The following is a 13202-nucleotide window of genomic DNA, read 5'->3' on the forward strand; positions in this document are numbered from 1 at the left end:
GTGAATGTAAAGACCAAAGTTCAGTTGTCCTTAATGATGTTCCTCGAATTTTTTATTTGGGGAGGTTGGTTTGTAACACTTGGTACTTTTTTGGGACAGAATCTCAAGGCCACGGGAGCAGAATCGGCTATGGCATATTCAACCCAATCCTGGGGAGCCATAATTGCGCCTTTTATAATAGGTTTAATTGCGGACAGGTATTTCAACGCAGAGCGAATTTTAGGAGTTTTGCATCTTCTTGGTGCTATAATGATGTATCAAATGTATATGGCATTGGACTTTGCTGGTTTCTACCCATATGTACTTGGATACATGATTCTTTATATGCCAACTTTGGCCTTGGTGAATTCAATTTCCTTTAGCCAAATGAAAAATCCTGCCAAGGAGTTTTCTTTTGTGAGGGTTTTTGGCACTATAGGTTGGATAGTGGCCGGACTAGTAATTAGTTTTGTGTTCCTATGGGATTCCGAAAGCTCTAGGGAACAAGGCCTCTTGAAAAATACTTTTTTAATGGTGGCTATTGCATCAGCTGTTTTGGGGATTTTTAGTTTTACCTTGCCCAAAACACCACCAAAGGTAAGAACGGATGAAAAGGTATCTATTTCAGGCATTTTGGGGTTGGATGCCCTAAAACTCCTAAAGGATAGAAATTTCCTTATTTTCTTTCTTTCATCCATTTTAATTTGCATACCATTGGCCTTTTATTACCAAAATGCAAATCCATTTTTGTCAGAGATCGGAATGGAAAATCCCACAGGTAAAATGACCATTGGCCAAGGTTCGGAAGTTTTGTTTATGTTGTTATTGCCATATTTCTTCAAGAAATTTGGATTTAAGAATACCTTGATTGCCGGGATGCTCGCATGGACCATTAGATATCTCCTATTTGCATATGGAAATGCCGGAGATTTGGCCTTTATGCTAATATTGGGAATTGCCCTTCATGGTATTTGCTATGATTTTTTCTTTGTTTCCGGACAGATTTATACGGATTCAAAGGCAGGTGACAAATTTAAGAGTGCGGCCCAGGGGTTGATAACCTTGGCCACCTATGGCGTTGGAATGTTGATCGGTTTTTGGGTGGCAGGAAAAATAACGGATAGTTATATAATTGGCGATGGCGTACACAATTGGACGGATATTTGGACATTTCCTGCTATTTTTGCCTTAGGGGCCATGGTGCTGTTCGCAATATTTTTTAAAAACGAGGAAGTAGAGTATAAAGAGTAACTTACGAATAAATATATTATGAGCAAGAAAATTAGATTAGGAATTTTAGGGGGCGGAGGAGACTCCCTTATAGGGGTTTTGCACCGAGTGGCATCCCAAATTAATGATAATTACGAAATTGTTGGCGCAGTTTTTAACCCGGACTTTGAAGCGAATGTTGCTTTTGCCAAGGAAATAGATGTGCCTACCAATAGGATCTATAAGGATTTTGATACCTTGGTGGAAGAGGAATTAAAACTACCAAAGGAAGAGCGTATTCAGGTATGTTCTGTACTTACCCCTAACTTTTTGCATTTTCCTATGGCCAAAAAGTTATTGGAAAATGGGTTTCACGTAATTTGTGAAAAGCCCATGACCACTACCTACGAGGAGGCTAAAATATTACAGGCTACCTTGGAAAAGGCCAAGACCGTTTTTGCAGTTACCCACACTTATACAGGGTATCCTATGGTTAGGCAAATGAGGGAGATGATTAAGGCCGGTGCTATCGGAAAAATACATAAGGTAGATGCGGCATATTACCAAGGTTGGATCAACTCTATTATCCATGACAAGGCTAAGCGTTCAACGGTTTGGAGGTTAGATCCTAAAAAGGCAGGAATCAGTTCTTGTATGGGAGATATAGGGGTGCATGCCTTTAATATGATAGAATATACTACGGGATTGACCATAAAATCCATTTTGGCAGATTTCAACTATTTGTACGATGATAACCAAATGGATGTAGACGGTACGGTATTGATCCGAATGGATAAGCACGTGAAAGGTGTTATTCGCTCCAGTCAGGTTGCTACCGGGGAGGAAAACGGACTAACTATTGCCATTTATGGTGAGAAGGGTGGACTACGATGGGAGCAGGAAAATCCCAATTACCTTTATGTGCTTAGTGATGACAAGCCGCTTCAGGTATATAAGCCGGGCCATGCCTATAATTCCAAGTTGTCTTTGGATGGAACTAAATTGCCTGCAGGGCATCCCGAAGGTATTTTTGATTCTATGGCCAATATTTATTTGGGTGTTGCAAGGGCAATTCGCGGCGAGAAATATAACGATGGTGAATTCCCTACTATGATGGATGGTGTTCGAGGACTCGATTTTATAGAGAGCACTGTTGAGTCCAACAAAAAGGGCAACGTTTGGATCAATTTGAAATAATACAGGATTTTGTTTATATAAAAAGGGTCGCAATTGCGGCCCTTTTCTATGGAAGTTGTTTAAGTACTGAAGACTATCCGTATACCTTGTCGAACTCTACACAGACCACGATCATACTATCCCTGGGAACACGTTTAAAGGGTGCCAATTCACGGGAAAAATATTCCCAGTGGAATTTTTTCCAATGTTCCAGACTTTTATCCCCTAAGCCGTCCAATTGAACATACTCTTTGGTAATACTGAAAAATGGTTTTAGTTTTACAGCGGTTGTCCTAATGATACATTTGGCCTTGCCGCTCCAATCCGTAAGGACTATAAAGGCACCTATTTTAGGGAGTGGCTCTTTTCTATATTGAAGGCCCAAAAGTGAAAAGGTGGCTGCTTTCTTAAGGTTTTTGATGACAAGATCCACTTCGTGGTCCGCATCTTGTTCATTGTCGCTAAATTGAAACACTTTAGGTGCTTCTACAAAAGCAAATTCCAGGTGGGCGTCCAAAAAATCACCCCACATATTTCTAGCCGAAGCATTGTCCATTCTAATTAGGTCTAATATTTAACAGTAACGGTAAAATACATTAATTATTTCTCGAAGGATGTTATGAAAATTTACCCGCTTTCAATTGTTTGGCTGCATGATTTGCCGCCCTGGCCGTAAATGCCATATAAGTCAATGATGGATTAACACAATTGGAAGAAGTCATAAAAGCACCATCTGTAACATATACATTGGGAACCAGGTGCACTTGATTATTTTTATTCAAGATTGAAGTTTTGGGATCATGCCCCATACGGGCGCCGCCCATTTCATGTATTCCCAATCCTGGCCAGGAAGATTCCTCATAGGATTGTACATCCTTAAACCCAGCCACTTCAAACATTTCTACGATAACTTTTTTGATATCCTTGCGCATATTCAACTCGTTCTCCTTAAACTCAACATCAAACGCCAATTGTGGAAGCCCCCATTTATCTTTTTCAGTAGGGCTTAAGGTAACCCTGTTGTCGTCATATGGCAGGAATTCTCCAAATCCGGTGACACCGATCGTCCAATGACCGGGTTTTAGGATACTTTCTTTAAGATCTTTTCCATATCCCAATTCCCCAATGGTTTCGGACCAATCGCCTCTACTGGCTGTGCCTTGAAATCCGAATCCACGGATATAATCATTACGTTTGGTCTTTTCGTCCATATTTACGAATCGCGGAATATAGAAACCATTGGCACGGCGGCCTTTATAATATTTGTCCAAATACCCATCAACTTTGGCTGTAGCCCCTAATTTATAATGATGGTCCATTATTCCTCTTCCCAAGGCGTCCGAGTCATTTCCAAGGCCGTTAGGAAAACGTTCACTCTTTGATTGCAATAATATACCTACAGAAGCCATGGCGGAAGCACAAAGAAAAATAATACGGGCCTTGAATTCTATTTTTTCATTGGTCTCCGAATCTATGATTTTTACTCCGGTAGCTCTTTTTGTTTTATCATCATAGACGACTTCGTACACAATAGAATTGGGTCTGAGCGTCATATTACCAGTTCTTTCTGCGGCCGGCAAAGTGGATGAATTGCTGCTAAAATAGCCTCCGAAAGGGCAACCACGCCAGCATCTATCTCGATTTTGACACACTCCGCGACCTTCAAAATCTGCATTTGGATCTGTAATGTGTGCCGTACGACCAATGGTCACCAAACGACCATCATCAAATTTTTCTTCGATTGTTTTTTGAAAGTCTTCTTCTACGCAATTCAATTTCATGGGGGGTTGAAATTTGCCATCGGGCAATTGTTTTAACCCCAGGGCTTGTCCACTGACCCCTATATATTCTTCAACTTTGTCATACCATGGTGAGATGTCCTTATATCTAACAGGCCAATCAATGCTAATGCCCTCTTTTTTATTGGCTTCAAAATCAATATCACTCCAACGGTAACTCTGTCTGCCCCATGTTAGGGAACGCCCGCCGACCTGATATCCTCGTATCCAATCAAATCGTTTGGTTTGGACATAAGGGTGCTCCAAATCATTTACAAAGAAATGTTTATTGCTCTCATCTGGCGCCCAATTTAACCTACTTTGTATGTGATATTTTTCCTTATCGGATTTAGACAATTCACCTTTTAATGGGTAATCCCAAGGGTCATCGTTCATTGTTGGGTAATCCTCGATATGCTTTACCATTGGTCCCCTTTCCAGCACCAAAGTCTTTAACCCATTCTCGCAAAGTTCTTTAGCTGCCCAACCACCACTAATACCGGTACCTACAACAATGGCATCAAACATTTCACTCTGATTCATTCTATATTTCTTGTTTTAATTCTGATGCTTTTCCTATATTTATAACTTCGCATTTGTAGGTATGTGCTACAAACTTTAAATATAGGATTTTTATCCTAAATGTTAACAAAGGTTATTTTCAATTATACTTAATAAAAAATCAAAATGAAGACAATTAAAGGGCCGGCAGTATTTTTAGCACAATTTGTTGATGAAAAAGCACCATTCAATTCATTGGATGGCATGTGTAAATGGGCATCCGATTTAGGATATAAGGGAATACAAATACCTACTTGGGTAGATTTTCTTATCGATTTGGATAAGGCTGCCGAGAGTCAGACCTACTGTGATGAATTAAAGGGAAAGATAAATTCCTATGGACTGGAAATTACAGAGTTGTCCACGCATTTACAAGGACAATTGGTGGCAGTGAATCCTGCTTATGACCTTATGTTCGATAATTTTGCGCCGGACAAGGTGAAGAACAATCCAAAGGCACGTACCGAATGGGCCATTGATGTTGTTAAAAAAGGAGCCACGGCGAGTCGTAGGCTCGGGCTAAAAGCACATGCCACTTTCTCAGGCTCCCTACTATGGCATACCGCCCATCCATGGCCGCAGAGACCTGCAGGATTGGTAGAAATGGGCTTCGAAGAGCTGGCCAAAAGATGGTTGCCCATCCTAAATCACTTTGACAAGGAAGGTGTGGACGTATGTTACGAAATCCACCCTGGCGAAGATCTTCACGATGGGGATACTTTTGAACGTTTCTTGGCTGCTACCGGTAACCATAAACGAGTTAATATTTTGTACGATCCAAGTCATTTTGTACTTCAGCAGTTGGATTACATAGCTTACATAGACCATTACCATGAATTCATAAAATCTTTTCATGTTAAGGATTCGGAATTTAATCCCACAGGCAAAAAAGGAGCCTTTGGTGGTTTTAACGATTGGGGCGACAGGGCTGGAAGATATCGTTCGCTTGGGGATGGACAGATAGATTTTAAGTCCATCTTCTCCAAATTAACCCAGTACGGCTGTGATGTTTGGGCGGTTATGGAATGGGAATGCTGCATAAAGAGTCCGGAACAAGGAGCTAGGGAAGGTGCCAAGTTTATCCAAGACCATATAATTGAGGCCACTGAAAAAACCTTTGACGATTTTGCAGGGGCGGCTATAGATAAAGCAGTATTGAAGAAAATATTAGGACTATAAAATCAATCAATAGGAAAATGAAAAAATTAATTTTCAGTGCCTTAATAGCTGTCATGGTTATTGGCTGTAAGGATAAAACGGATAAAAAAAACATGGACACGGACTCAGATCCCCTTGCCAATTCTGAGAAAACAACTCCACCTCCAACAGCCCCAATTGAAGGGGAATGGAAGGTGCTTTTTGACGGGACCAACTTCGATGCCTGGAAAAGGTATAAGGAAGATGGCGTTGGGGATGCATGGAAGATTGAGGACGGTGCCATGGTGTTCTATCCTCCCAAGGAAAGGGCAAAAGGGGAGAAATACAATTTAGTGACTAATGAAGAGTTTACCAACTTTGTACTTTCCATAGATTGGAAGATTTCGGAAGGCGGTAATAGCGGTATATTCTGGGGAGTGCAAGAAATTGAAAGTCTTCGTGAGGCTTACCACTCAGGACCTGAAATACAAGTATTGGATAATGAAAAACACCCTGACGCAAAAAATGGACCTGTTCGACAGGCAGGAGCTTTGTACGATATGGTTGGTCCCAGTGAGGACGTAACCAAACCTGTTGGGGAATGGAATACCTGTGTTATCACAGTAAACCATAAAACCAATAAGGGAAATGTAGTCCTAAATGGTACGGAAGTGGCTTCTTTCCCAGTACATGGAGAGGAATGGGAGGCTATGATCGACAAGTCTAAATTTAAGGGATCGGAGCATTTTGGAAAGTATAGAACTGGAAAAATAGGATTACAGGATCACGGGGACATAGTGTCCTACAGAAATATTAAGATAAAAACATTGGATTAAACCGTTATTGGATATTGTTATGAAAATGAGATCTGTTTATGTTCCGTTAATTTTGTTCTTGGCATTTGCGTGTAAGGAAAAGGTTAGCGTGGATCCATTGGAACCAAAAGACATAAAACCAACTGGGGAAGAGTTTGTAGTACACGGGGAATACTCCGGTACGGAACCTACTACCCCGGAAGAGACCGAATTTTATAAACCGGTACCACCCGTAGTAAATCCACATGATCCCATTAAAGGGGCTCCAAGTGATGCCATTATACTCTTTAATGGAGGCAATCTGGACAACTGGATCTCTTCTAGGGATAGTACAGTGGCCAAGTGGATCGTGAACAATGATGGTAGTATGACCGTTAACAACAAGACAGGTGATATACAGACGGTCCAAAATTTTGGAAGTATACAATTGCACTTGGAATGGAAATCTCCTGCAGAAGTTCAGGGAAAGGGTCAAAGCAGGGGCAATAGTGGGGTCTTTTTAAATGGGCTGTACGAGGTTCAGGTCTTGGATAACAATGATAACGATACCTATGTAAACGGCCAAGTGGGTTCTGTTTACAAGCAGCACGTACCGCTCGCAATGGCATCCGTACCCACAGGGGAATGGAATACCTATGACATTATTTATCATGCCCCGGAGTTCAATGATGAAGGAGATAAAATTAAATCTGGAACCATTACGGTTTTACATAATGGGGTACTGGTTCAAGACAATGTTGAAATTAAGGGAACTACCCCCTATATAGGCTGGCCCAAAAACCCGGCCCACGGCAAGGGTCCTTTAAAATTACAGGACCATGGGGACAATAGCCGGGTAAGTTATAGGAATATTTGGGTTAGGGAGCTTTAGATGCACTGGGAATTTTTCTTTGGAGCCACAGCGCCCAGTCTGCTATTAATTATTTTTGCTTGGTATTATAAAGCATTCCCTCCCAAAAGCATTAATTTTATTTATGGCTATCGCACCAGGAAAAGCATGAGGAACCAGGAGACTTGGGATTTCGGCAATAAAATTGGAGCCGAAATGATGTTTTACACGGGCATGGCCACCTTAGTGGTAGGGACTGTAGCTTATTTTATTTCTCCCACTTGGTCCTTAGGTATTTCCGGTTTTTTTCTAGTAGTAGCCTTGTTTGCAGGTATATTTTGGTGCGAACAGCAATTAGCGCATAATTTTGATAAAAATGGGAAACGAATAAATAAGGAGGGCAAACCCCATTAGGGAAGTGTTCAGAATAGTATTAAGGGCCTTAATGAATGACTTTGCACTGTACTTGACTATCGAGGAATACAAACCTCATTTTTATTTACCTTTGACAAAATTTAAAAATATTTTATGATCCAATCTATGACAGGGTTTGGGAAGCATGTTATTCAACTTCCTTCGAAAAAAATCACCATCGAAATCAAATCGCTAAATAGTAAAAGCCTTGATTTAAATGCCAGAATACCCTCCACCTATCGGGAAAAGGAATTGGAATTGCGCAGGACCATTGCGGGCTCCTTGGTTAGGGGAAAAATAGATTTTAGTCTTTACATTGAAAATACGGGTGCAGAGACCTCTTCGGAAGTTAATGAAGTAGTGGTAAGGCAATACATGAAGCAGTTGGGACATATTGTTTCGGGGAATGAAATGGGTCTGTTGGAAATTGCCATGCGCATGCCCGATACTATGAAAACGGAACGGGAGGACATTGATGAAGAGGAATATAAGGTCATAAAGGAATCATTGGAGGAAGCTCTAAAGGAAATAAATATTTTTAGAACGGAAGAGGGAACGGTTTTAGAAGCCGATTTTGAGGCCAGAATAAGCGTTTTAAAGAGCTTATTGGAACAGGTGGCACAAATGGATCCCGACAGGCTGCTAACGATCAGGGAGCGACTGGAAAAGGCTGTTGCGGACTTAAAAGCCGATCTTGATACAAACCGTTTTGAACAAGAGCTTATCTATTATCTTGAGAAATATGATATCACGGAAGAAAAAGTCCGGTTGCTCAATCACTTGGATTATTTTGCCGCAACCCTTAAATCTGACGACTCCAATGGTAAGAAGTTGGGCTTTATTAGTCAGGAAATAGGAAGGGAAATCAATACCATAGGTTCCAAGGCAAACTTTGCCCCTATGCAACAGTTGGTGGTGCAGATGAAGGATGAATTGGAAAAGATCAAAGAACAAATGCTTAACGTTTTATAATGAAAGGAGGAAAGCTAATTATTTTTTCTGCCCCTTCGGGCAGTGGAAAAACTACCATCGTCAAACATTTATTAAATCAGCCGGAACTCAATTTGGCTTTTTCCATTTCTGCAACCTCCAGGCCTAGGAGGGGTAAGGAAAAACACGGCGAACATTATTATTTCATGACCCTGTCCGAATTTAAGAGGCACATTAAGAACGATGACTTTTTGGAATGGGAGGAGGTCTACAGGGATAATTTCTACGGGACTTTAAAAAGTGAGGTAGACCGACTCTGGGCGGAGGGCAAGAACGTAATTTTTGATATAGACGTGGTAGGTGGATTGCGGATAAAAAAGAAGTTTCCTGATCAGACGCTTGCCGTCTTCGTTAAGCCACCAAGTGTTGATGAACTTAAAATTAGGTTGAAAAAGCGCAGTACGGAGTCAGAGGATAAAATAAATATGCGGATTGCCAAAGCTTCGGTAGAGTTGGCCACTGCTCCACAATTTGATGTGGTAATTAAGAATTATGATTTGGATACCGCATTGGACGAGGCGCATAAATTGGTGGCGGAATATGTGGGCGTTGAAATTAAAAGTAAAATTTAGGAAACCAAGGCCCGGTTCAGGTTGGCCCGCCCCATTAAATGTAAAGTACTTCATTCAAAAATGATACTGAATCAAATTTCGCATGAATAAAAAAATTGGACTTTATTTTGGCACCTTCAATCCGATCCATATAGGGCATTTGGTGATTGCCAATCATATGGTAGAGTTTTCTGATTTGGATGAGGTCTGGTTCGTGGTTACTCCACAAAGTCCATTTAAAACCAAAAAAAGCCTGCTGGACAATCATCATCGTTATCAACTGGTAGCCGAAGCTACCTTGGATTATCCCAAATTAAAGCCGAGCAAAATAGAGTTTGATCTTCCACAGCCGAATTATACGGTAAACACTTTGGCCCATTTGCTGGAAAAGTATGATAACAAACATGATTTCTGTTTGATAATGGGGGAGGATAATTTAAAAGGGCTGCATAAATGGAAGAATTATGAGGTAATTCTGGAAAACCATTACATTTATGTCTATCCAAGAATTTCTGAAGGAGAGGTAGTGCATCGTTTTAGAAATCACGATAAGATTCAACACGTGGAAGCCCCTATCATGGAAATATCCTCAACCTTTATTAGGGCCCAACATAAGTTGGGGAAAAATGTTAGACCTATGCTTCCTGAAAGAGTCTGGAAATATATGGATGAAATGAATTTTTATAGATAGGTCAATGCGGAGTTTTACTCAAAATGTCCGTTCCTAAATATTGATCGTTTTTGTTGTAGAACCATGCCCTTTTCTTGGGCATTTTAACATTGCTGATAATCTCTTCCCCTGATAATACAATGTATTCACCGTCATTTTTGGATTCATCATGGAAGAATTGATAAGCCTTCATGGCATAGCTGGTTGGATCAAAATAGAAATACCAGGTATCCCTTCCCACATCCTCGGAATAAGTGACTTTTAGTGTCAAATATTTCTTGTCCTTAAAGGTTTTGGTCTCAACAAGCGGGTCCACAAGTGCCCCCGGGTCTTTTAATTTCATGGGAAGACCGTAGAGATAGGTGTAGTAGTCCCTCATTTTTTTGGCCCGTTCACAGGAGATGTTATGGGATGCCCTATCCTTTTCCGAAATAATGGCTGCACCATCAATTTTCAGAATGCATGTATCCTTGACCATAATCTGTTCTATGGTTTTTCCAGCCTTATTGGTGGTCAACTTAAAGGAGGATGCGGGCAAGTCAATGTTGATTCGGCTTTTTCTTTTATCCCCTTTGGGCGTTTCCATGATTACCGTAAAATCATTTTTAAAGGAGTGCCAATTGTCCTTGGGGTCATGATATTCAATAGCCTTGTCCAAGAGTTCAGATCCGGATATCCCCTGGCCCAAACATCCTGTAGCATGAACAAAACATACCAACATCAATAAGTATTTCATGCAAACTTCCAATTGTTATGCGCCCTATTGTATTTCCAATTTGGCAGGTTCCACCGTACTATCGTGCTCATTGTAATAAAGCTCCAAAAGATTCATGGTAGCGTTAATAAAATCTTTTGTTTCCAAAAGAAATGTAAAGTACAAAGTGGTATTTTTTGGACTGGACTCTTCGGTACGTGTCCTAGCGATCTGTTTTTCTATTTTTTGTGAAACCATATCCAGTAGTTCCTGTTTGCTGGCAAAAATTACACCAATGCGTTCAAAGGAGCGGGTTTCAAATGCAGCCTTTGTGGCACTCAACAATTTCTGTAGTTCCAGATCAATTTCCTTAAGCTCTTTAATCTGGTTGTATTTTAATTTTTTATGGTTATTGTGGATGTGCTTATGGCTTATCTTGTTCAGATATTCCAATGATTGGGCCATATCCTGTAAATACCCCAATATATTAATATAAAGATTACTGGCACCAACACTGGCCTCATCCAAATTCTTGATAAAATAGAATATATGATCTCTTAGTTCATCTATTTCAGCAGAAAGTTTAACAACCTGTTTTTTGTTCTTTTTTAGAAGCTCCAAATCCTGTTTGGCAAGTCCGTCGATGATGTGTGTGTAAATTTTGTTACTTCTTTTTGCCACATTGGAGATATTGTCCGCACTTTCCTCGATCACTCCTTGGATAGAGCTGCTTTCGGCCTTTCTTAAACTGTCTTCTGCTCTTATTTCCTTGGATTTTTTATTATGTGAAATGTAGTTTCTTACAAGCAATAAAACTGCTATCAATAATAGAATGGCCACCATAGAGGGAACATGTATATTGATAAGTGAAACTATAACCGCGGCAGAAACAAAGGCTATAATGGCTGTAAAGAACCAACCTCCAATGACATTCAATACCCCAGCAACCCGGTAAACGGCACTTTCTGCGCCCCAAGCCCTATCGGCCAAAGAGGTTCCCATTGCTACCATAAATGTTACATAAGTGGTAGATAATGGCAATTTGTATGAGGTGGCCACGGATATGAGCACCCCGGCAACCATCAAGTTAACGGAAGCCCTTACCATATCAAAAGCTGGCATTTCGAAAGTTTTATCTTTGGAAAGGGGTATAACGGGCTTTTTAAAATTGGAATCTATTTTTTCCTGTAAGGCTTTTGGCAAAAGGGCAGTGGTAACTGTAGATAGCATCATGGCCGATCTAACTATTCCCCTTGATAGAAAATTAGGCTGAAAGCGTTCCTTGGATTCACCTTCCCTAGATAGGTTAATTTCTGTTTGTGTTACATAACGTGCCTTTTTGGAAAACCAGAGGGTAAGAACCATGACCATTCCTGCTACGAACAACAAAATAGTGGGGGTGGGAACCTTTTCGGCCAGCACTGTCATGCTAAATTCATTAGCTGGTATTCCAGAGGCCTGCCAGGCTTCAAAAGACTGCCAAGCGGCGATGGGGACTCCAATAAAGTTAACAAGGTCGTTCCCTGCAAAGGCAAGTGCCAAAGCAAATGTTCCTACTATAATAATGAGTTTATACACGTCGTATTTGAATATTACCGAAATAATATAAGATGCCAGGGTCCAAAGAACAAGGCTTCCAATGGTAATGGTGCTGGTATTGTTTTTTATATAATTCAGGACATCCTCGCTTACAAAAGTAGCCCCTTTTAAACCTTTTATAAGAATGAAATAGGTGATTGCTGTCAGGGCAATACCTCCAAAAAGGGCCCCCAGAATCTTGGCTTTTTTTCGAAACTCGAAAGAAAGTAGAATACGGGAGAGATATTGTACCAAGGCCCCTATGGAAAACGCAATTACAACGGAGAGCAATATGCCCAATATAATTTCAGTGGCTTTGGATGTGTTTATATAATTATATATATCAATATAATCACCCCCGCTTGAGGCTATTTTAATAAAGGACATTGCAACTGAGGCTCCTAAAAGTTCAAATACAATGGATACTGTGGTGGAGGTGGGCATCCCAACTGTATTGAAAAAATCCAGCAAAAGGATGTCGGTTATCATAACAGCCATGAAAATTATCATGATTTCGCTGAACATGAATTCTCCAGGGTGAAAGATTCCTTTTCGGGCCACCTCCATCATACCACTCGAAAAAATGGCACCTATGGCTATCCCCAAACTGGCGACGATCATAATGGTCCTGAACGAAATCGCTTTGGAACCAATTGCGGAATTTAAAAAGTTAACGGCATCATTGCTAACTCCCACTACTAAATCTGCAATTGCCAAAAAGGCAAGAGCAATGATCATTAATAAATATAAATTGTCCATTATCTTATAAAAATAGTTTGCAAATATCTAAAGTCTCTAGGTTCGTAACGTTATCTTAAGGT

At 40.5% G+C, this 13202-nt stretch carries 13 protein-coding genes; 9 read left to right on the forward strand and 4 right to left on the reverse strand.

Annotated elements, in window-relative coordinates:
* Entirely contained in the window at nucleotides 1–1230 is a 1230-nt protein-coding gene (locus tag KO529_RS09700; protein WP_215947698.1) for a nucleoside permease, read from the forward strand.
* A gap of 18 nt (nucleotides 1231–1248) precedes the next feature.
* A complete protein-coding gene (locus KO529_RS09705; protein WP_215947699.1) occupies nucleotides 1249–2385 on the forward strand; it encodes a Gfo/Idh/MocA family protein in 1137 nt (378 codons plus the stop codon).
* 73 nt (nucleotides 2386–2458) lie between these two features.
* Here the strand turns inward: KO529_RS09705 and KO529_RS09710 are convergent, their stop codons facing one another.
* Both KO529_RS09710 and KO529_RS09715 read right to left on the reverse strand, forming a co-directional pair.
* Entirely contained in the window at nucleotides 2459–2920 is a 462-nt protein-coding gene (locus KO529_RS09710) for an ASCH domain-containing protein (protein ID WP_215947700.1), read from the reverse strand.
* A gap of 61 nt (nucleotides 2921–2981) precedes the next feature.
* Complete coding sequence (locus tag KO529_RS09715; RefSeq protein ID WP_215947701.1) at nucleotides 2982–4685, reverse strand: GMC oxidoreductase; 1704 nt, start codon at nucleotides 4683–4685, stop codon at nucleotides 2982–2984.
* Nucleotides 4686–4829: 144 nt separating this feature from the next.
* On the opposite strand from KO529_RS09715, the gene KO529_RS09720 reads away from it, so the two are divergent.
* From KO529_RS09720 to nadD, 7 genes are all read left to right on the forward strand, one after another.
* A complete protein-coding gene (locus KO529_RS09720) occupies nucleotides 4830–5882 on the forward strand; it encodes a sugar phosphate isomerase/epimerase family protein (RefSeq protein ID WP_031446297.1) in 1053 nt (350 codons plus the stop codon).
* A 17-nt stretch (nucleotides 5883–5899) separates the two neighbouring features.
* Nucleotides 5900–6676, forward strand: a complete 777-nt coding sequence (locus KO529_RS09725; protein ID WP_215947702.1) for a 3-keto-disaccharide hydrolase — start codon at nucleotides 5900–5902, stop codon at nucleotides 6674–6676.
* 25 nt (nucleotides 6677–6701) lie between these two features.
* Nucleotides 6702–7526, forward strand: coding sequence for a 3-keto-disaccharide hydrolase (locus KO529_RS09730; RefSeq protein ID WP_215947975.1), 825 nt, complete (start codon nucleotides 6702–6704; stop codon nucleotides 7524–7526).
* Nucleotides 7527–7898 carry an SdpI family protein gene (locus tag KO529_RS09735; protein ID WP_215947703.1) on the forward strand — a complete coding sequence of 124 codons (372 nt, stop codon included), beginning with the start codon at nucleotides 7527–7529 and terminating at the stop codon, nucleotides 7896–7898.
* A 114-nt stretch (nucleotides 7899–8012) separates the two neighbouring features.
* Entirely contained in the window at nucleotides 8013–8870 is an 858-nt protein-coding gene (locus KO529_RS09740; protein ID WP_215947704.1) for a YicC/YloC family endoribonuclease, read from the forward strand.
* Nucleotides 8870–9460, forward strand: a complete 591-nt coding sequence (gmk, locus tag KO529_RS09745) for a guanylate kinase (RefSeq protein WP_215947705.1) — start codon at nucleotides 8870–8872, stop codon at nucleotides 9458–9460. Before KO529_RS09740 ends, gmk begins: the two co-directional genes overlap by 1 nt.
* An 82-nt stretch (nucleotides 9461–9542) precedes the next feature.
* Nucleotides 9543–10130 (forward strand): nicotinate (nicotinamide) nucleotide adenylyltransferase, encoded by a 588-nt coding sequence (gene nadD, locus KO529_RS09750; RefSeq protein ID WP_215947706.1) that lies wholly within the window; start codon nucleotides 9543–9545, stop codon nucleotides 10128–10130.
* 1 nt (nucleotide 10131) lies between these two features.
* Here the strand turns inward: nadD and KO529_RS09755 are convergent, their stop codons facing one another.
* Together KO529_RS09755 and KO529_RS09760 are read right to left on the reverse strand one after the other, a co-directional pair.
* Entirely contained in the window at nucleotides 10132–10845 is a 714-nt protein-coding gene (locus KO529_RS09755) for a DUF6503 family protein (RefSeq protein ID WP_215947707.1), read from the reverse strand.
* 24 nt (nucleotides 10846–10869) lie between these two features.
* On the reverse strand, nucleotides 10870–13140 hold the full coding sequence (locus KO529_RS09760; protein ID WP_215947708.1) for an inorganic phosphate transporter: 2271 nt from the start codon (nucleotides 13138–13140) through the stop codon (nucleotides 10870–10872).
* Nucleotides 13141–13202 lie beyond the last annotated feature (62 nt).

Origin of the sequence: Arenibacter algicola, from assembly GCF_018860365.1 — a bacterium.
Classification (GTDB): domain Bacteria; phylum Bacteroidota; class Bacteroidia; order Flavobacteriales; family Flavobacteriaceae; genus Arenibacter; species Arenibacter algicola_B.